A 19420-nucleotide genomic window follows, 5' to 3' on the forward strand; every position below is an offset into this window, starting at 1 on the left:
TGTTTATTTATGATTATGGCAAATAATTTATTGCGGCAGTTTTCACTGCATGCTGATGAGTATGAGGAAAAAGCAATTGAGGTTCTTCGTTCGGGCTGGTATGTCCTAGGAAAGGAAGTAAAATCATTTGAGCAAGAATGGGCAGATTATATCGGAGCAAAGTATTGTGTTGGACTTGCAAGCGGGTTAGATGCACTGTGGATTAGTTTTCGCTTGCTTGAAATTAAGGCAGGAGATGAAGTCATCGTTAGTGCGAATGCTTATATCGCCTGTGTTATGGGCATTACGATTAATGGAGCAACACCCGTGTTTGTGGAACCCGATATGTATGATAATATTGATGCAGATAAAATCGAAGCGGCTGTTACGTCGAAAACAAAAGCGATTCTTGTGGTTCACCTTTACGGGGAATCGTGTGATATGACAAAAATAATGGATATTTCTAGACGATATAATTTGAAAATTGTTGAGGACTGTGCACAAAGTCATGGGAACCATTGGCACGGAAAAACCGTTGGTACGTTTGGAGACATCGGTTGTTTTAGTTTTTATCCAACAAAAGGTTGTGGGGCTTTTGGAGATGCTGGTTGCATTGTTACAAATAATGCAACGTTGGCAAAGAAATTCCGTATTTTCCGTAATTATGGGAGTGAAAAACATTATCAAAATAAGGTGGTAGGCAGCAATAGTCGTCTTGATGAGATACAGGCAGGACTTTTGCGTGTAAAGTTGTCGCACCTTGATGAGTTTAATGAGGAGCGCTGTAGGATTGCAGATCGTTATCTAAAAGAGATAACGAATCCAATGGTTCAATTACCCCAAATTCGACCAGAAGCTGATTCGACGTGGCATCAGTTTGTAATTCATACAGAAAAACGGGATGAATTACAAGCGTATCTTGAGGCAAATGATATTAGTACGCTTATCCATTATCCTATACCACCACATCTTTCAGAGGCATATCAATATCTTGGGAAAAAATCGGGGGATTATCCGATTGCAGAGAAATATGCGGATGAGGTGTTAAGTTTGCCAATGTATAATGGTATGACAGATGAGGAACAGAGTAAGGTTATTATAACAATTAATGCCTTTAAGAGATAAATGCGAAGAGGAGATGCTTTTATGCATAATATAAATAAGGTAAAAAAAATCGATTTTCCGCAAAAAGGCGATGAACGTGGGCATTTAGTCGTCGTGGAGGGGGAGGTGGACATACCTTTTGAAATTAAGCGTGTTTTCTATATTTATGGTTCAACTATGGATGTAATACGAGGTCAGCACGCGAACCGTAGATCAGAATTTGTTCTTATTAATGTTGCGGGAACAAGTAAGGTAAAGGTAAAGGATGGCGAAGGTAGTGAGGCTGTATTTTGCCTGGATCAGCCACATAGTGGGATTTATCTTCCGTCGATGGTTTGGAAAGAAATGTACGATTTTAGTGTTGATTCAGTTTTGTTAGTTTTTGCTAATGCTCATTATGAGCCTGACGAATATATCCGCAATTATGACGAATATATCAAAGAAATTACTTCGCAGGGAATATGATGGTTTTATGATATAGTTAGGAGTTACATAATATGGAAGAATTAAATTATAATATCGAAAAATATTTCGATAAGGATGCGCATATTTGGGATCAGTTTTTGCAGCAAAATACGGTTAATGGAACATTTTTACAGTCACGAAATTTTTTGGAATATCATCCCAAAGGTCGTTTTGTTGATTATTCCTATATAGTTTATGATAAAAAAGGTCATATAGCTGCAGTTTGCCCAGCTTGTCTTATTGTGAATGAAAATCAGCGGATGCTCATTTCGCATCAAGGAAGCACATTTGGTGGAATTATTTTCGGGGGAAAATATTATTGTGAACATAAAATTATAGAAATCATCAAGTGTTTAGAGGAATTTTGGAAGTGCGAAAAGATCAATGGTGTAGAGTTGCGAATAACGCCAGATCTTTTCTCACAAGAAAATTGTGCAGCGTTGGAATATGGCTTGTATTATTGTGGGTATCAGGATTATGTAGAGGTCAGCACATATATAGACTATAAGTATTATGAGAATGATATTCTGCGTAATTTTGAGCAAGGCAAGCGTACAAATGTTCATAATTGTCTCAAAGCAGGACTAGTACTGCGTGAGTTAAATACAGATGAGCAGATTGCTGAATTTTATCAGATACTTTGCGAGAATCTTCAAAAATTCGGTTCAACGCCTGTACATACGCTTACTGAGTTATTAGAATTTAATAATTCACGGTTGACCGAAGAGTGTGGTTTTTATGGTATCTACGATGAGGAAAAAATGTTAGCTGGTGCGATGATGTTTTATTTCGCCAATGTCAAAGTAGCACATACACAATATTTGTGTGCTTTACAAAGTTATTATACGCTTAGTCCAATGACGTTTCTATATTATGAAATGATCAGGGAAATGCGGGAAAAAGGATATGAAAAAATTTCGTTTGGAATTAGTACAGAGCAGTATGGTAAAAAATTGAATTTTGGATTGACCAAAAGCAAAGAAGCGTTCGGTGGTAAGCATACGCTAAATAGGACTTATTGGAAAGAACTAATATGAGATACACTTTGATATTAGGAGGAACAGGTTTTATAGGTTCTAATTTAGTTTATGAATATATAAAAAGGGATAAGAACGTTATTATATTGGGTACATCTTATACTACTTATAATAAACACTTTAATGATATTGTTAATCAAATAACTATTATTAACGGGAGATTATGTAATATAAGTTTATTGAATAAAGTTTTTGAGCAATATGAAATTGAAGAAGTTATTCATTTAGTTTCAGGCTTAAAACCATCCAGTTTATTGGAAGAATTTTTAAATGAATATGAAGAGGTAATTATACCTACTATTAAGCTGATCGAAATTATGAATAAGCATAATGTACGAAAACTTATATATTTATCATCCGGTGGTACAGTTTATGGAAACTATAGGGAAAATGGATGTTATAAAGAAGACGATCTATTACAACCTATCAATTATTATGGATTAAGTAAATGTAATTTAGAGGAGATAATCAAATTAGAAGGAAGAAAAGGTACGATAGATTATCTAATTTTACGTCCATCTAATCCATTTGGGAAATTTCAAAATATCAATGGACAACAGGGTTTAATTGCTGTTCTTTTAGGAAAAGTACTGGTTAAACAAGAAATAGAGATCTGGGGAGACGGTAGTGTTGTAAGAGATTATATACCTATTGAATATTTATGTCAGTGTATTATTAAATTAAGTGAGTTAAAGATAAAAAATGAAATATATAACATAGGTAGTGGAATAGGGCTTTCTGTAAATGAAATAATACAAATAGTTGAAAAATCTCTTAAAATTAAATTAAAAATACAATATAAAGAAGCAAGAAGTGTCGATTTAAATAAAGTGATACTAAATATTGATAAATTAAAAAGAACTATGGATGTTGATAAATTTGTTTTAGATAAATCAATTTTAAAATTTTATGATTTTATTTTGGAGGAGAACGATGATAATTAAACTAGGTGTAGTAATATCAACTATAATTGACTCCTTCATTTAAAAGAACATCTACTGATTATCCGATTATAGAGAAATATGTCGATGAGATGCTAAGTTTGCTGATGCAGAATTGTATCACGGATGAGAAACAGGCAGTAGCAATCCGTGAAAGTAATCAATTTTAGACATAAGTGGGGGGATTTTCATGTATAATTTAAATTTGGTAAAGATATTTTATTTTAGAACAGATTTTATTTTATTGGTGTTAGCAAGTGAGCAGTATGATTCGCAAGAGTATACTCGCAATTATGAGGAATACTATGATTGATAGACCATTAGTTTCACTTTGTATACCAACAAATGGGGTTGTTCATTGGGTGTTCCCTGTTCTTGATAGTATTTTTTCTCAAGGATTAGACAATAGTCTTTTTGAGGTCGTTGTTAGTGATAATGGGAATAATCCTGAATTCAAAAAGATAATGTTGGTCTATGCGAATGAACACTCAAATATTCTTTATCGTGAAACGAAAGCCGATGGATTCTTATCTGCACCGGAGACATATAAAATAGCCAATGGCGTATTTATAAAATTTATTAATCATCGCACGAAACTTGTTCCGGGAGCATTGCAATATTTTGTATCTTTTGTAAAAACTTATAAAGATACAAAGGTTAAGCCTATCGTTTATTTTTCAAATGGAGTTTTGCATTCTAAATCAACCATATCTTTTTTTCTTACATTTGATCAATTTGTAGGAAAGTTATCATACTGGTCTTCCTGGTCAACTGGTATGGGGATTTGGAAAGAAGATTTTGATGTATTGCCAAAGAATATTCAATATAATAGTCTTTTTCCACATACAACATTATTGTTTAGTCAACGTAAGCGCGGTCATTATATTATAGATGAGACTGTCTTATTAGATGAATTGCCTCAGGGGAAAACGCCAAAAGGAAAGTATGATGTATTTTACGCATTCGAAGTGGAATATTTGTCAATTTTGTGTGATTTACTACGTACAGGAGATATTACACTAGATACGTTTAAAAATTTGAAAGAAAAAAATCTGGGATTTGTAGCAGATTTAGCGATAGATTTTCTAATTTTTCATAAGTATTGTTCATATGATTTATCAGGGTTTAAAAAATCATCAGCTGTATATTATTCGTTATATGAGGTACAAAAAAAATATTTTTCCGATTTCTTAGGCGCGTAGTTAGAAAAATATACCGTCTTAAAAAAAATAGAACTTTAGAATTATAGAAAAAATATTATTCATTTTAAGTTTGGATAATAAAGCAATGTATGTCTTTAGGAGGTTTTAAGTGAATATTTCAGAAAATAAGTATTTTATCTTTGATACCCCAATACAGTTAAATTTAAAATACATTATTAAATCCATAGCGGCAAGCTTACTATCAAGTTACTATAAAATTTTCATGAATTTCTTTCATCCACATATGGGACAAACAAAGAAATATAAAGTCGCTATTTGTGCGATTTTTAAGAATGAGGCACCTTATCTTAAAGAATGGATTGAATTTCATAAAATTGTTGGCATAGAGCATTTTTATCTGTACAATAATTTTTCTCAAGATAAATACAAAGAGATTTTGGCTCCATATGTAGAATCTGGAGATGTAACGCTTATTGATTGGCCGCATAAACAGGCGCAGATGCAGGCTTATGCGGATAGTATCGCGCGGTTCAGTAATGAGGTGCAATGGATAGGATTTATTGATCTTGACGAATATATTGTGCCCAATAAGATGGATACGGTCTATGCTTTTTTACAGAAATTTGAGAAAAATCGACCTGTTGTGATGATGTATTGGCGGGTTTTTGGTTCATCAGGGCGAATTGAGCGTGATATAACGGGACTTGTTACAGAAGATTTCACAGTTTGCTGGTCTAAATATGACAGTATTGGTAAGTGTTTTTTTAATACGAAGTACGAATTTAATCCTCAAGACAAAAGGAATAAAACAATGCATGCTATGTGGGGAATGTACAACGGTATTGCGTTACCTCCTGTGAACCTTTATGATAATGCATGTATTATGGGAAGAAATTCCATTAGTAACGGTGATTTTTCAATACAAATTAATCATTATTTTACAAAATCCTATCAGGAATATTTGACAAAAGTATCGCGTGGTGATGCTTATTTTAAAAAAAATCCACGAGATGAAGAGTATTTTTATGCACATGAGATGCTTTGTCAAGATGTTGATTATCACGCATATAAATATTTGATAAAGCTAAAGAAGGCAATACAGGATAAGTAATTAAATAAGTTTCGGAGGATGTTGAATGAAAAAAATAGGCGTTTTGACGTTTTGGAATATACCAAATTATGGTGCTTTTATGCAGGCTTATGCATTACAAAAAGCTATTGCTAAAATGGATGTATCAGCAGATATACGGCAGATTGCATACTTAGATAAAGTCCATTATAGTGCGTACTATGGCATTATTAATACGAACTATCGGTTGTGGGCAATAAATGTTCATTTTTATAAAAATTTATTGAAACGTGTAATAAATTATAAACAGATTCAGCAACTTAAAGCTTTTTTTTATTACTATAAACAGATACCACATACGAAAAATTCTTCTCTTGAGGAAATAGAAAAGGAACCATTTGATGTTATAGTATTGGGAAGTGATATTATTTGGGACTATTCAATTGATATTTTTAATCATGATGTTCATCTTTTTGGTAACTGTTTCAATGCAAAAAAGATTATTGCTTATGCGCCTAGTTTTGGTACAATAAAATCGGGGATGAAAGTGCCGAGTTATGTGACGAAAGGGCTTAAAAATCTTGATGCTATATCGGTGCGTGATGAAAATTCCGCCAATCTTGTGCAGCAAATTGCAGATCGTGAGGCAGAGGTCGTTCTTGACCCGACTTTTCTTGTTGATTTCGTGCAGGATGAGAATATTAAGAAGCCGGAACTTGATGATTACATTGTTGTCTACGGCAGCAATTTTACGGATGAACTTATCTGTGGTGCGCGAGAGTATGCCCATACACATCATTTGCAACTTGTCTGCCTTAATAGTCTTGATGATACATTTGATTGGTGCGACATTAATGTTAGCCAGGAAAATATGACACCATTTGAATGGTGTGGCTATTTTAAGCACGCTGAGGCAGTTTTTACTTGTACCTACCATGGGTTGATATTTGGCCTGATTTTCAATAAACGTATTATTTTTAGTCCAACGCAGTTTATTCTCGATAAAGCCTCATCACTTATTGATTATTTAGAGCTGGAAGATGTATTGGTAAAATATCAAGCGTTCAAAGAGAAAGCTGACTGGTCCTGGAACTATAAGACGATCGATCAACGTATTGATGCTCTGCGAGATAAATCATATTTATTTTTAAGGAATGCCATAGTGAATCATGAGTGAGAATTCCAATGTAAAACGCGTTCTCAAAAACACATTGGCTCTTTATTTTCGTATGATTGTATTGACGTTTATCTCACTTTTTACTGTACGTGTCGTGTTTCAGGTGCTGGGAGCGAGTGATTATGGTCTTTATAATGTTGTTGGTGGATTTGTTGGCATGTTTGGATTTTTGACTGGTACGCTTACAATAGCAGAGCAAAGATATTTCGCAATCAGTTTGTCTTCTCGTGATTGGGATAGTCTAAGTAAATTGTTTTCGGTGAATCTTGTCGTGAATGCTATATTCGGAATGATTCTTTTTTTAATTTCGGAAACGATCGGGCTGTGGTTTGTCAGCACGCAACTTGTCATACCAGTGGAACGTATGACAGCAGCTTTTGTGGTCTATGAATTGTCTATCGTTAGTTTTTTGCTTGCATTAATTGTAGCACCGTATATGGCACTTTTAGTAGCAGATGAGAATTTATCTATTTATTCCGTTGTTTCTATTTTTGAGGGAATAAGCAAACTGCTCATTGTTTACCTACTGCTTACTTCTAATTCTGATAAATTAATTACTTATGCAGTGTTACTTTGTCTTATTAGTATCAGTGTTAATGTTTTTTATGTAATTTATTGTAAAATACAATATCCTGCATTACAACTTAAAGTTTATCGTGACAAAAATAGCTATAAAGAAGTTTTATCTTTTATGAACTGGAACCTTATTGGTGCGATAGCTTCTGTCCTAAAAGGTCAGGGCATTAATATGGTTATGAATGTTTTCTTTGGTCCAGTTATCAATGCAGCACGGGGCATTGCTTTTCAGATAAATAATGTTATTATGTCATTTTCACAGAACTTTATGAAAGCAATTGATCCGCAGATTATCAAAAGTTATGCAAAGGGAGAGCAGGAACGTTTCTTTTTTTTGATCACAGCATCTTCCAAAATATCATACTATTTACTCTTCTTTATTGCTTTACCATTTATGTTGAATATCAACTATGTGTTGAACTTGTGGCTAGTAGAACCGCCTCAATATACATCAATATTTACAATACTTATATTGGTAGATGCATTGGTTGCAAGCATCACGGATCCTATCTGTACGGCGGTACAGGCTGTAGGCAAGGTAAAAGTGTATCAGCTTACTGTTGGTGTTATAGCTATATTAAATCTGCCAATTGCTTATAGTTTACTGGTTATTTATAATGATCCATTAGTGCCGTTTATTGTTAGTATAGTGATATCAGTAGTGATGGCATTGTCACGTTTAGTGACGTTTCGTCGACTGTATGATTTTTCTATTATGAATTATTGCTGTCAAGTTTTTTTCCCAATTTGTCTGGTGACGTTACTTATGGTTTGTGTTGATGGCTACCTTTTTAGTCAGGCAGATAATTTTCCTCATTTTATAGGAAACAGCATTGGCACAATGGTTTTCTCAGCGAGTATTATTTATCGTATTGGCTTAAACGCTCGAGAAAAGAATATCATTAAAAATGCTTTTCCAGGGAAAAACTTGATAAATAAATTCAGGAGATGAACTTTAATGATTAGTCAAAACGAAATTATAGAGTCAACTTGTTATATTGGACAATCTAATGATAATAATCCTAAGCCTTTGCCAAAAATCTATAGTAAGCGTGAAAATTGCTGCGGGTGTACGGCCTGTTATGCGATATGCCCGGTAAAGGCTATAGTAATGAAGCCGGACAAAGAAGGGTTCCTTTATCCAGTCGTAGATGCTAGTCAATGCATTCGTTGCTATCGATGCATTGATGTATGTGTATTTAAACAGGATCAGAAAAAGAAGGGGTATCTATGAGCGAAAAACTGAATGATACACTTGTTTATGCAGCACGTGTGAAAGATAAACAAGTTTTAAAGAAAAGTTCATCTGGGGGAATGCTTACACCGCTGTCTGACTTCGTTTTGTCGCGAGGCGGTGCCGTGGTGTGCGCTATTTACAATTATACTACACATCAAGTAGAATATCAGCTTTGTGAAGATAAGGAAAGCTATGAGAAGGCACGTGGCTCAAAATATATCCAAAGTATTCCAGGAAATATATTTATAAAAAGCATGAATTGGTTGAATAGTCATCTAGACAAGAAATTGCTTTTTATTGGCATGGGCTGTCAAGCAGCTGGATTTCGACATTTTATGCAGGCAAAAGATATGGATTCACGCATTTTTGTTGTGGATATTATCTGTATGGGGTCGCCAAGTCCACTTATATGGAAAGATGCTATTCAATGGTTAGAGGAAAAAGAAAAAGGAAAGGTATCTTTTGTTACCTTTAAGGACAAGCGAAAAGGATGGAATCAACCAACGGCTTTTGCATATATTAATGGGCGGGAATGTCCCATTGATCAATATGTTGAAATTTTTTATAATGAATATGCATCACGACCTTCTTGCTATAAATGTCCATATACAGCGATTGAGCGGGAAACAGATATGACGATCGGTGATTATTGGGGGATTGAAGGTAAACTGCCGGAATTTTATAGTTCAAGTGGTAATTCTATTGTGTTAATTCATACGCGAAGTGGGCAGGAACTTTTTGAAATAATAAAATCAACGTTGGATTATGAGAAGAGTAATCTTTTAGGCTGGTTGCAACCGCGCTTATATGAACCGTCCAAGTGTCCAGATAAGCGGGAACAGTTTTGGAAAGATTATTTTCGGTATCCGTTTAAAAGAATAGCGAGTAAGTATGGAACCGTGAGTTGGCAAGTAAGATGTCGAGTTTGTTGGCAACGACTGAAGCAACGTATCAAAACTGGTATTAAGAGATATATTCTTCATCGTTCATAATGCTTAAATATTCCAAGTGTAGAGAGTGCTACTATGTCAAGAAAAAGTACACATTAACAGAGAAATTATCTTAATTTACAGTATATCCCATTCAGCCTTACAGGGGAGACCATAATCGTAATGACTATGAATCTTTACCGTATTATAAAATGTTTCTATATATTCAAACCCTAAGTGATAGGCTGATGATAGTCTTTAATTTTATACCGATTCAATCATTCACATTTGATTAGGGAGATACATAATTATTGAATAATTCCTATTCATTTTTGTAGCTTTTTTGTAAGCAGCGGATATTGATAGTGGTTGCCTCAATCCTTATGGATTAGGGGTGAAAAAATGTAACCTTTGCTATAGATCAGTAGATTTATTGTAGCATTAGGAGTTCCAAATCTAATAGGTAAAATAAAAAATAAGTTTTGTAAGTCAGGCGGCTATCTACTTACAAAACGTATTATGCGAGGGATGAGCATTATGAAAACGGAAAGTAGTGTTTTTCTAGGCAGGAAGAGGAATTCGTCTCTTGAATTATTGAGAATATTATGTATGTTTATTATTATTATTCATCATTTTTGTTTTCATGGAATTATGGCTGCTATGGGACCTATTACATCAGAAAATTACACCTGGAATTTTCTGATGGTGCAGTTATTGGGCTGGGGCGGTTCTCTTGCAAATAGTGTTTTTATATTGATTTCTGGATATTATACGGTATCAAAAAAAGTAAAATGGAATAAAATTATACTGTTGATTTCAACAATGTTTTTTTATTCTTGGATAATAGCGATTCTGTTTTATGGGTCTGGTATTGAACATTATTCTACAAAAGACATTATGAAAGCGTTTCTACCGATTTTGTTTGGATATAATTGGTTTGTATGTTGCTATATTATACTTTTTTGCTTTATTCCCTTTATCAACCCGTTTTTGAATAGTTTAGGACAAAAATCATATTTGCATTTATTATTGTTGACATTGGTCATTTATGCTATTATACCTACTTTTGGTGGACAGACTTTTATGGGGAATGCATTTATCCAGTTTGTATTTATGTATGCAATAGGAGGATATATACGCCTTTTTGGATTTAATAAACAAATTTTACACAGCGATAAATTTTGGAAGATTGCCGTAGTCTTGTTTACGAGCATTTTAATTTTATTAATCTTTGGATTTAATTTGATAGGGTATTTTTATAAAATAAATATGTTTCTGAAAAATTCTTGGTATTTTGTTTCGTTATTTAGCATATTTATTGCCATTACATTATTTATGAGTTTTCTTACTCAGAGAAGTTTTACTAATCAAGCTATTAATGCAGTAGCAAAATCTGTATTAGGAATATATCTCATTCATGATAACCCCATTATCCGGCACTTTATCTGGATAGAATTATTTCCTAATATAGATTATCTTTATAGAAAAGAGTTTTTTTTGTTTATGTTTGTAAAAGTTTTGTCAGTTTTTACTATTTGTTTGGCTATTGATCAGTTGAAGATTCGGTTTTTAGATCCTCTGATTGAAGAATGGTTAAATTTTCATTGGACTACATGGTCATTAAAAATAAAAGAGCAGATAAATAAATTGTAATGGTACAATAAATCAAAAATGGTGCGAGTACAATGGGATCGTTATTGTGAAAACAGCTCCCAGAAAAATCTGTATTAAACAGACCAAATTAAATAGGCATTTTTAGATATTGAATTTTATTGAAACCCTTTCCACATTGCAGAAAATGAAGAAAGAGAATAAATGAACGTAACATCGAAGTTGGATTGCGAAGAAAAGGATCTTTGACATCGTAAACATCCTGAAGAAAAGTGGTCGTCAGGTAAGAAAAATCAGTCCTCCATAGCTTGGTGAGGAGAGAACAGTCATCTTTGCCGATGATGAAGATCTTGCCGGAATAATGTTGGCGGAGACGCTGGAGAGTAGAATCTTGGTTATCATGATGTGGAATAAAAACAGGTTTCAAGTAAATCACCCCAAATTGTGTAGTAAAAAAAATAAAATTCTCTTCTTTGCAAATATGGGGACGTTTTGAAAAAGTCAAGTATTTTAGTAAGCTTTAGAATTAAATCAGGTAAATAACAAAAAAATATCGTTCGCGAATTTCCAATTTGTCTGTTTGAAAAATAAATATCCTCCCACCAAAAGTAGGAGAATATTTATAAAATTGGTAAGAGGAAATCATTGTTCCATTGGATTGGCGAATGTCGCGAGACTATTAGATGACGAGGAGGAAAACAATTGTAAGACAAAGGGGACGTGTCTTTTTTGTTAACAAAGTGCTATATTGTGAGAAAGGGATGAATATTCCAGAGCCAAAAGACCATCGGTCTGGTTAACTTCAGCCACCTATCCGGGATTTCAGGGCCATAGTTCCGGATAATGTCGGCCATTTTACCTATTTCGCTGTACAATAAAATCATACACGAATTTTGTGTAAATATATTGTACAGGAGGTCATTTTTATGACCCAGTATCGTGAAATTCTTCGGCTTCACTCTCAAGGTATCAGTCAACGTAGCATTGCACGTAGTTGCCAGTGCTCTCATGACCGAGTTTCTCAAGTAATCACCAAAGCGGCAACTTCGGAAATATGCTGGCCCTTAGATCCAAAGATAACAGATCCTGTCCTTGAACAATCACTATATCCCAAAAAAATATCCCGCAAATCATCTCGTCGATATCCAGATTATGCATACATCGACAAAGAAATGATGCGTAATGGCGTAACCTTGAAGCTTCTCTGGAAAGAATTCTGTGAAGAATGTCATCAAGCGCAAGCTCTGCTATTAATGTATTCTCAATTCTGTTTTCATTACAGAGAATTTGTTGAAAAAAAACGTGCAACCATGCATACTCCAAGAAAACCAGGCGAACAAATCGAAGTTGACTGAGCTGGAAATCCGGCACGTGCCGTCGATAGAGATACGGGTGAATTTATTCCAGCTTATATTTTTGTCGGTGTGTTTCCTTTCAGCATGTATGCTTATGCAGAAGCTTTTCCTTCAACTGATATGGAAAGTTGGATTACTATATGTATCGGTTTTTCGGTGGAGTAGCCCGAATGCTGATTCCAGATAATTTAAAAACGGGTGTTGATCGCAGTAACTGGTATACTCCGCAAATCAACAGAACCTACCATGAAGACAAGGGGGACGTGTCTTTTTTGTCAACAAAGTGCTATATTGTGAGAAAGGGAGGAATCAAGATGGCAAGAAAAGCTAGACAATTAAGTGAAAGTGGATTTTATCATATTATGTTTCGTGGAATCAATCATCAGAATATATTTGAAGAAGAAGCAGATTTTGCCTATATGTTGGAGATATTAAAGGATTTAAAGTTGGAACTGAAATTTGAAATTCAGGCATATTGTTTTATGAGTAACCATGTACATTTATTGTTGAAAGAAGAGAAAATAGGCGATGTTTCAAATATTCTCAAGCGGCTGTTGATAAAATATGTCATGAAATTCAATCGAAAGTATCAACGAAGCGGTGCACTGATAGGAAGCCGATATAAAAGTAAGGCTGTGGAGCTAGACGAATATTTTATTCCTTTAATCGTATATATTCATCAGAATCCTATGCGAGCTGGAATTGTGAAAAATCCAATAAATTACCGGTATAGCAGCTATAGGGAATACATCAATGGTGGAAACTTTGTCGATGTACAGTTGGCCTTTGATTTGATTGGAAAAGAAAACTGGATAAAAGTGCATGAACAATTGATAGAACAGAATTTTGAAGTAGAAGGACGTTTAAAACTAACCGAAGAAGAAATTCGACGAAAAATTAAAAAGAATATTCAGAATGCCGAACCACAAGAAATAGAGTCTATGGAGAAAGCAGAACGAGATCAAATCTTAAATAAGTTAAAAAGTTTAGGATTATCCATACGAGAAATAGAGAGGGCAACGGGAATATCGAGGGGGATTATTGCAAAAAGTTGACAAAGTGGAAACGTCCCTGTTAGCACAGTGCAGCTGCCGGGGAAGTTCTCATGTTGCCTTTTCCTTCGTAATTTTTTGATTTGATGCACGAGTTGCGGTTGACATACAAAAACCATTGTTTTAGAATAAAAATAAAGATGAAACTTTTTTCCTATAAGATGATATTAGGATGATATATCATATAAAAAACTAAGGATGGTTTATACATGATTATTGCAAACAATTTATTGGCACTACAGACCATGAATCAATTGGATCGGAATACAAAAAAGGCGAATGGTTTTGCTAAACAGCTTTCGTCTGGTGAGCGAATTAATAGCGCAGGCGATGGAGCATCGGACTATGCAATTTCAGAAAAGATGAAAGTCAAAATTCGTGCGCTTACACAATGCAGTGATAATGCTAAAAATGGGATCAGTATGCTTGACAGTGCTTCTGCCGCAGTAGATCAACAAGTCAATATCATGAAGAAAGTTCGTGAGCTGGCGATGAAGTCGGCCAATGATACTTGTACCGATAAGGATCGAGAAAGTTTGCAGTCGGAAGTCGGGCAGCTACTGGATCAATCCGAGGATATTGCGCAGTCGACGAATTTTAATGGGAAGGCTCTTTTAAACAAGGCAGAGTTTAGCCGTGAAGACAAAAAATTCAACGCCTTGGTTCCATACCGGGCTAATCCGAATCATGAACAAGTGTTGACATTTCCGACAGATAAAATAGCTACGGTGTCTGCTGATGGAAATACGACAGGTACTGGAGTTCCTTTTGGAGACTATACGGCGATTACAACTACGCCGCCCAATACCTATGATTTTTCAGCGGTTGTGAAAGGCGCAGCGCTTACCGCAATGCCAAGTGTCAATACGGTTATTTGGGATGATGCCAGCGGAACTTATGGACGGGTAGAGCAGGATGCAACTGATCATGCTTTTTATGTGAATTCTACAGCAGGGAAAACTTTGATTGAGATTCAGGGCATTACAAATGCAGCGTTCCCTGCTCCTGCGGCAAGCAATGTATCAACTGCGGTATATGCGCCAACCACGAGTCCGGCAGTTGGGAGTTCAGTGGCGCTTTCAGCAACACCTGCTTTTGATAGCAATACGCCGCCAGTTGTTGTGGCACCAAGTGCGTATCCGGTCAAAAATGCACCTGGCAGCGGGATTTTATCATATTTTGATTCATCGAAGTCGGACGCGACTATGGAAATGGATTTTTCCGGGTTGTTTCCATTATCAGCCAATGGATCGAAAGATTTGGACGGAATAGGATTTTCTACAGCCTGTGATGGCTGCGGTCAGTTTGTGACAATTCAGTTTGATGCGTCTACGGATGATCCGCAGCGCTATGAAGATACTTCAGGAACAATGAGTCCGCCGCCGCTTTGTTATGTGATCGGGGTAAAGAGTGTAACGAACAGCAGTGATTTGCTGGGGGCAATGTTCAATGGCGTTACGGCAACGGCGAAGGCTGGGGGCGGAACGCTGCCGTCGGCAACGGATACATCAACGCAGATTGCGGAACGTCATGATATAGAGTTTAATTATTATGCTGCAACCGGTAAAATGACAATGTCAAAAACCGGACAGAATTTTGTGTTTAACAATGGGATTATGGGGGCTATGGAGAAAACGGATTATTTCAAACCGAAGCAAACCCTGATTTTGCAGCTGGGGGATGAAAGCAGTCAGCATACGAATATGTCCATACCGAATACCACATTATCGATTATGTTTCCTTCAGATAAGTCAACCTGGGATATAACGCCTAAGGACAGTGACTATCCTTCCGAATGGCCAAGCGGTTATGATACGCTGACTGATGGGCAAAAACGTGAAAAATGGCAGACGGACGTGTGGGGTTATCCATCGACAAATGGAGGAGTTGACGAGAAGACTTGTGTAAGTACGCGGGAAAATGCGACAAAGTTTCTTGGGCAAGTCGATCAGGCTGTTAAATATTTACTGCGTTCGAATACGACGCTTGGCGCGCAAAGTAGTCGCTTGCAATATACGGGTGAGAATATTGATACTTCAATTCTCAACCAGACAGCTAACGAGTCCACAATTCGTGATACGGATATGGCAGCGGCGATGGTTGCCTATACGAAGGAAAATACACTCACCAAGTTATCACAGTCTATGCTGGCGCAGGCCAACCAGATGCCGTCTCGGGTTTTAAGCTTATTGCAGTGAGCTGCATTAATCTTAAATCAAATAGAGAAATTTTTTCATTCAGCAATGGCATAACTAGAGATTTACCAACAGTAAAAAATGCAATTCAGAATATTGAACCACAATAAATAGAGTCTTTTGAAAAAGCAGAACGAGATTAAATCTTACATAAGTTAAAAAATTTAGACTTATCCATACGCGAAATAGAGAGGGAAATGGGAATATCAACGGGGATTCTTGCAAAAAAAGCTGACAAAATGGAAACGGTCCCGTTGTGAAATAAGTGATTGCGGTTTTTAAGTGATCATAACGAAAAAAAAGAGAAACAGAGAAAATCATTGTGATTTTTATTGTTTCTCTTTTTTCGTTCAGAGGTTTTGATTGTTATTTTTCATATCCGTTAATGTAACTTCTATCGAAGCAAGAATTTTTTTTCGATATGTATCATTTAATTTATAGGTATTACCATTGAAAATAATTTCGGCTTGATTAATAATCTTTGCAAGGTCTAGAGAATAAGACGGTTCACTTTCTAAAAAAGAGATGGCGGGATTAGTTTTTGTTTGTTTTTCAAGCAGATAATCCGTTGTTACTTCAAAGAAATCAGCAAGCTTCGATGCTTTTTCAAAACTTAATTTTATCGAATCCGTTTCATATTTCACGTATGTAGTTCTTGATACATTTAAAATATCGGCTAAATTTTTTTGAGTTAATTTGTTATCAGATCGAAGTTTTCTTAAATTTTCACCAATACTCATAAAATCATTCCCTGTATAAATTTTATTTATAGTGATTTTAAATCACAAAATTATTGACATAAGAATTAAACAGATTTATACTTAATATGTGATTTAAAATCACATATTAAGTATAAATGAAATAGATATCGGGATAGTGCCCGTATTCGTTTTATTCAAATTTATATTTTGCTGCCATCCTCAAAAATGAAAAAACCTTCAAAATCACATTGAAGAACTTTAGCAATTTGCTGTAGTTCTTTTTCGGTGAAGTTATCTCTATTGAGTTTATTCGTTAGGTTTTGACGAGAGGTATCAAGAATATCAGCTAAATCGGTGATCGTCATTTTTTTTCGTCTTAGAAGTATTCTTATTTTTTCTGCCATAGATAAAGACATGTAGATCCATCCTTTAGATAATATATATACTAATATACACTAAAAACATAGTATTGACAATTTAAAAATATCTTTAGCAATTATATAGTTTACAAATATGGTTTCATATGATATTATATAATGTATAAAGAAACTAAAAAGTTTATTAAAATAAATTTATAATTTAGGAGGCATATTATGTTTAAGAGTAGTTTGTATAAAGCTTTTAATGATTATGTTTTTGAACGAATGGATGATGTTTTAGACAGGGCTGACAAACTGGATAAAGACTGCATGCATTACAATAAGGAATTTTATAGGCTGCAAGGTCGTTTATTAGAACTGAGTCGGCAGTTAAATAATGAGGAGTTATGCACTCTAGTCACTAAAATTGAACCCCTTGTTAACCTGGAACGAGGTCTGTCAGCCGAATGGGCTTATAAAGAAGGTTTACGCGATAGCTATCGTATTCAAAGAGAAGTGTCAAAATTTCTAGCTAGTCCCAGAGTTGCTGCCAAACGAAAAGCAACGGAGAAGCAATAAGAATGGGAGAGCAACAAATGTTCTTGAACAGCACTCCAAATTGTTCTATAATATAAACAGAACGTATGATCTTGTTTTGCATAAAAAAGAAGGAAGCGAAGTACGTGGGTGAATTTAAAGAATTAACCAGTGATCAAATTTGGAAGAATCTAATTGAAAATTTTTTTGAGGATTTTATGAACTTTTTTGCGGGAGATATTAGTCAAGATATTGCATTTGAGAACGGGTTTGAGCGATTGGATAAAGAGTTAGGAGAAATTCTGTTAAATTCAGAAGGGCACGATCGGCGTTGTGATGAATTACTAAAAGTGAAAATGAAGAGTGGTAGTGGAAAGTGGGTATTCGTGCATTTAGAAGTGCAGGGCTACCGGGATGAAAATTTTGCTGAACGAATGTTCGAATATTATTATAGAATTCGAGATCGGTATCATGAAAAAATATACCCATTGGTAATTTATACACATGAAATTGTAACAAATCATCCGGATCATTATAAGGAGACTTTTTACAAAATGTCGCTTGTCTATAAATATCCAGTTTATAAGATTGTGAAGCAAAAGGAAGCAGATCTGATGAAGCAAGATAATCCATTTGCTTTGGTGGTATTAGCAGGACTTTATACATTAAAGACCAAAAAAAACCAAGATGAGAGATATCGTTTTAAAAAAGAGCTGGTAAAATTACTTACTGAAAAAAAGTGGGAAAAGGAAAAAATAAGAGATTTATTTTTGTATATTGATGGTATAATAAAGATAAATGGAGTAGAAAGAAATGAAGAGATCGTCGAGGAATTTCGTGAAAGACTGAAGATAGGGGATGAGGACATGAAACTGGATTGGAGCACTTCAAATCTTGCTGTAGAGGCAAGAAAAGAAGGTAAGTTAGTAGGCTGGTCAGAAGGCCGAGTGGAAGGTCGCGCAGAAGGATTAAATTGTGCTATTGTGGCAATTGATTTATTGAAAAAAAACACGGATGTAGAGACCATAGCTAAAATGAGCGGGATGCCAATAGAAAAAATCAATGAATTGAAGAAATCCGTTTTGTAATAAATAGTAAAAAAAGTAAGTGCCTGTCATTCTTTTGCAGGCAGTAGAAAGAGACTTGTACTCTTGAAATTGATAAAATATGACGCATATATTTAAAGCTGTGCAGCTCGTACTGAAATTACGAATTGCACAGCTTTTTTTGTATTGGGTGCTATTGCTAAAGGACCATGAAATGAGTTTTTAACAGGGTGTATTGACAATACCTTATTTTCGTAATACAATGTATTACAGGGGTGATTAAAATGATTTCATTAAGATTAAATGATAGAGATGAAAGTCTTGTCAAAAACTATGCGGCATTAATGGGAATAAGTGTATCTGAACTTGTCAGAAAATCCGTTATTGAACGTATTGAGGATGAAATAGACCTCAATACGTATAATGAAGCAATGGCAGAATATAAGAAAAACCCTGTAACGTATACTCACAAGGAAGTCAGAGCGTTAATAGGCTTATGATCTATACGGTAGAATATACGTCTCAAGCTGTTAAAGAATTGAAAAAACTTGACAAGCATACAAAAAGCCTCATATACGGATGGATTGAAAAAAATCTAGTTGGTTGTTGTGACCCACGCATACATGGAAAAAGTCTTACAGCGAATCGTTCCGGTCAATGGCGTTATCGTGTAGGAGACTATAGGATTATAGCAGAAATAGATGATGATAAAATCATTATATTAGTTCTGAGTATTGGGCATAGAAAAGATATATACATTAAATGATTGGCTGTATAGGGATATTTATAAGCAGCCAAATGATTTGATTTTAGGAAAATTATTGAGAGAAAAGTATGTGCCTGCCGTTTTTGCAGGCAGTAGAAAGAGATTTTATTGAAATTGATAA

The 19420-nt window shown here is 34.9% G+C and carries 21 protein-coding genes; 19 read left to right on the forward strand and 2 right to left on the reverse strand.

All coding sequences use genetic code 11. The annotated features are described in order from the left end of the window. Positions 1-9 precede the first annotated feature (9 nt). The 15 genes from BMY14_RS01085 (at position 10) to BMY14_RS01160 (ending at position 15893) form a co-directional block, all read left to right on the forward strand. Positions 10-1104 carry a DegT/DnrJ/EryC1/StrS family aminotransferase gene (locus BMY14_RS01085; RefSeq protein WP_091828433.1) on the forward strand — a complete coding sequence of 365 codons (1095 nt, stop codon included), beginning with the start codon at positions 10-12 and terminating at the stop codon, positions 1102-1104. A gap of 21 nt (positions 1105-1125) precedes the next feature. Beyond that, the gene (locus BMY14_RS01090; RefSeq protein ID WP_091828434.1) at positions 1126-1548 is read left to right on the forward strand and encodes a sugar 3,4-ketoisomerase; all 423 of its coding nucleotides are present in this window, start codon (positions 1126-1128) and stop codon (positions 1546-1548) included. A gap of 32 nt (positions 1549-1580) precedes the next feature. Further along, positions 1581-2585: a GNAT family N-acetyltransferase gene (locus tag BMY14_RS01095; RefSeq protein WP_091828435.1), complete on the forward strand. Its 1005-nt coding sequence runs from the start codon at positions 1581-1583 to the stop codon at positions 2583-2585. Then, complete coding sequence (locus BMY14_RS01100) at positions 2582-3529, forward strand: NAD-dependent epimerase/dehydratase family protein (RefSeq protein WP_091828436.1); 948 nt, start codon at positions 2582-2584, stop codon at positions 3527-3529. Before BMY14_RS01095 ends, BMY14_RS01100 begins: the two co-directional genes overlap by 4 nt. A 187-nt stretch (positions 3530-3716) precedes the next feature. Next, on the forward strand, positions 3717-3839 hold the full coding sequence (locus tag BMY14_RS21140; protein WP_091828437.1) for a WxcM-like domain-containing protein: 123 nt from the start codon (positions 3717-3719) through the stop codon (positions 3837-3839). Beyond that, entirely contained in the window at positions 3832-4728 is an 897-nt protein-coding gene (locus BMY14_RS01110) for a glycosyltransferase family A protein (RefSeq protein ID WP_091828438.1), read from the forward strand. The genes BMY14_RS21140 and BMY14_RS01110 overlap by 8 nt, the downstream gene beginning before the upstream one ends. A 109-nt stretch (positions 4729-4837) precedes the next feature. Next, complete coding sequence (locus BMY14_RS01115) at positions 4838-5800, forward strand: glycosyltransferase family 92 protein (RefSeq protein WP_091828439.1); 963 nt, start codon at positions 4838-4840, stop codon at positions 5798-5800. Positions 5801-5825: 25 nt separating this feature from the next. Further along, on the forward strand, positions 5826-6935 hold the full coding sequence (locus BMY14_RS01120; protein ID WP_091828440.1) for a polysaccharide pyruvyl transferase family protein: 1110 nt from the start codon (positions 5826-5828) through the stop codon (positions 6933-6935). Continuing rightward, positions 6928-8463, forward strand: a complete 1536-nt coding sequence (locus BMY14_RS01125; RefSeq protein ID WP_091828441.1) for a lipopolysaccharide biosynthesis protein — start codon at positions 6928-6930, stop codon at positions 8461-8463. Before BMY14_RS01120 ends, BMY14_RS01125 begins: the two co-directional genes overlap by 8 nt. Positions 8464-8469: 6 nt before the next feature. Then, positions 8470-8745 carry a 4Fe-4S dicluster domain-containing protein gene (locus tag BMY14_RS01130; RefSeq protein WP_091828442.1) on the forward strand — a complete coding sequence of 92 codons (276 nt, stop codon included), beginning with the start codon at positions 8470-8472 and terminating at the stop codon, positions 8743-8745. Further along, a complete protein-coding gene (locus BMY14_RS01135; protein ID WP_091828443.1) occupies positions 8742-9740 on the forward strand; it encodes a Coenzyme F420 hydrogenase/dehydrogenase, beta subunit C-terminal domain in 999 nt (332 codons plus the stop codon). The genes BMY14_RS01130 and BMY14_RS01135 overlap by 4 nt, the downstream gene beginning before the upstream one ends. A 474-nt stretch (positions 9741-10214) precedes the next feature. Next, on the forward strand, positions 10215-11330 hold the full coding sequence (locus tag BMY14_RS01140) for an acyltransferase family protein (RefSeq protein ID WP_281246405.1): 1116 nt from the start codon (positions 10215-10217) through the stop codon (positions 11328-11330). Positions 11331-12214: 884 nt separating this feature from the next. Beyond that, positions 12215-12643, forward strand: coding sequence for a hypothetical protein (locus BMY14_RS01150; protein WP_091828446.1), 429 nt, complete (start codon positions 12215-12217; stop codon positions 12641-12643). A gap of 128 nt (positions 12644-12771) precedes the next feature. Next, positions 12772-13698, forward strand: a complete 927-nt coding sequence (locus tag BMY14_RS01155) for a transposase (protein ID WP_245741191.1) — start codon at positions 12772-12774, stop codon at positions 13696-13698. A gap of 206 nt (positions 13699-13904) precedes the next feature. Next, entirely contained in the window at positions 13905-15893 is a 1989-nt protein-coding gene (locus BMY14_RS01160; protein WP_091828448.1) for a flagellin, read from the forward strand. A gap of 347 nt (positions 15894-16240) precedes the next feature. On the opposite strand, the gene BMY14_RS01165 is transcribed toward BMY14_RS01160, so the two are convergent. Beyond that, the gene (locus BMY14_RS01165; RefSeq protein WP_091828451.1) at positions 16241-16630 is read right to left on the reverse strand and encodes a helix-turn-helix domain-containing protein; all 390 of its coding nucleotides are present in this window, start codon (positions 16628-16630) and stop codon (positions 16241-16243) included. Positions 16631-16791: 161 nt separating this feature from the next. Continuing rightward, positions 16792-17007: a helix-turn-helix transcriptional regulator gene (locus BMY14_RS01170; protein ID WP_091828453.1), complete on the reverse strand. Its 216-nt coding sequence runs from the start codon at positions 17005-17007 to the stop codon at positions 16792-16794. 177 nt (positions 17008-17184) lie between these two features. Between BMY14_RS01170 and BMY14_RS01175 the strand changes: the two genes are divergently transcribed. From BMY14_RS01175 to BMY14_RS01190, 4 genes are all read left to right on the forward strand, one after another. Further along, complete coding sequence (locus BMY14_RS01175; protein ID WP_091828455.1) at positions 17185-17529, forward strand: hypothetical protein; 345 nt, start codon at positions 17185-17187, stop codon at positions 17527-17529. A gap of 104 nt (positions 17530-17633) precedes the next feature. Beyond that, complete coding sequence (locus tag BMY14_RS01180; protein ID WP_091828457.1) at positions 17634-18575, forward strand: Rpn family recombination-promoting nuclease/putative transposase; 942 nt, start codon at positions 17634-17636, stop codon at positions 18573-18575. 242 nt (positions 18576-18817) lie between these two features. Beyond that, positions 18818-19033, forward strand: coding sequence for a type II toxin-antitoxin system RelB family antitoxin (relB, locus tag BMY14_RS01185; protein ID WP_091828459.1), 216 nt, complete (start codon positions 18818-18820; stop codon positions 19031-19033). After that, positions 19030-19299 carry a type II toxin-antitoxin system RelE family toxin gene (locus BMY14_RS01190; protein ID WP_091828462.1) on the forward strand — a complete coding sequence of 90 codons (270 nt, stop codon included), beginning with the start codon at positions 19030-19032 and terminating at the stop codon, positions 19297-19299. Before relB ends, BMY14_RS01190 begins: the two co-directional genes overlap by 4 nt. Positions 19300-19420: the final 121 nt, after the last annotated feature.

The sequence above is a fragment of the Propionispira arboris genome, from assembly GCF_900109225.1.
GTDB classification, from domain to species: domain Bacteria; phylum Bacillota; class Negativicutes; order Selenomonadales; family Selenomonadaceae; genus Propionispira; species Propionispira arboris.

Bases quoted from the DNA above. Each gene is read 5' to 3' on its own strand.
- BMY14_RS01085 (WP_091828433.1), top strand. From the start codon at position 10: ATGATTATGGCAAATAATTTATTGCGGCAGTTTTCACTGCATGCTGAT.
- BMY14_RS01090 (WP_091828434.1), top strand. From the start codon at position 1,126: ATGCATAATATAAATAAGGTAAAAAAAATCGATTTTCCGCAAAAAGGC.
- BMY14_RS01095 (WP_091828435.1), top strand. From the start codon at position 1,581: ATGGAAGAATTAAATTATAATATCGAAAAATATTTCGATAAGGATGCG.
- BMY14_RS01100 (WP_091828436.1), top strand. From the start codon at position 2,582: ATGAGATACACTTTGATATTAGGAGGAACAGGTTTTATAGGTTCTAAT.
- BMY14_RS21140 (WP_091828437.1), top strand. From the start codon at position 3,717: ATGTATAATTTAAATTTGGTAAAGATATTTTATTTTAGAACAGATTTT.
- BMY14_RS01110 (WP_091828438.1), top strand. From the start codon at position 3,832: ATGATTGATAGACCATTAGTTTCACTTTGTATACCAACAAATGGGGTT.
- BMY14_RS01120 (WP_091828440.1), top strand. From the start codon at position 5,826: ATGAAAAAAATAGGCGTTTTGACGTTTTGGAATATACCAAATTATGGT.
- BMY14_RS01125 (WP_091828441.1), top strand. From the start codon at position 6,928: ATGAGTGAGAATTCCAATGTAAAACGCGTTCTCAAAAACACATTGGCT.
- BMY14_RS01130 (WP_091828442.1), top strand. From the start codon at position 8,470: ATGATTAGTCAAAACGAAATTATAGAGTCAACTTGTTATATTGGACAA.
- BMY14_RS01135 (WP_091828443.1), top strand. From the start codon at position 8,742: ATGAGCGAAAAACTGAATGATACACTTGTTTATGCAGCACGTGTGAAA.
- BMY14_RS01140 (WP_281246405.1), top strand. From the start codon at position 10,215: ATGAAAACGGAAAGTAGTGTTTTTCTAGGCAGGAAGAGGAATTCGTCT.
- BMY14_RS01150 (WP_091828446.1), top strand. From the start codon at position 12,215: ATGACCCAGTATCGTGAAATTCTTCGGCTTCACTCTCAAGGTATCAGT.
- BMY14_RS01160 (WP_091828448.1), top strand. From the start codon at position 13,905: ATGATTATTGCAAACAATTTATTGGCACTACAGACCATGAATCAATTG.
- BMY14_RS01165 (WP_091828451.1), bottom strand. From the start codon at position 16,630: ATGAGTATTGGTGAAAATTTAAGAAAACTTCGATCTGATAACAAATTA.
- BMY14_RS01170 (WP_091828453.1), bottom strand. From the start codon at position 17,007: ATGTCTTTATCTATGGCAGAAAAAATAAGAATACTTCTAAGACGAAAA.
- BMY14_RS01175 (WP_091828455.1), top strand. From the start codon at position 17,185: ATGTTTAAGAGTAGTTTGTATAAAGCTTTTAATGATTATGTTTTTGAA.
- relB (WP_091828459.1), top strand. From the start codon at position 18,818: ATGATTTCATTAAGATTAAATGATAGAGATGAAAGTCTTGTCAAAAAC.
- BMY14_RS01190 (WP_091828462.1), top strand. From the start codon at position 19,030: ATGATCTATACGGTAGAATATACGTCTCAAGCTGTTAAAGAATTGAAA.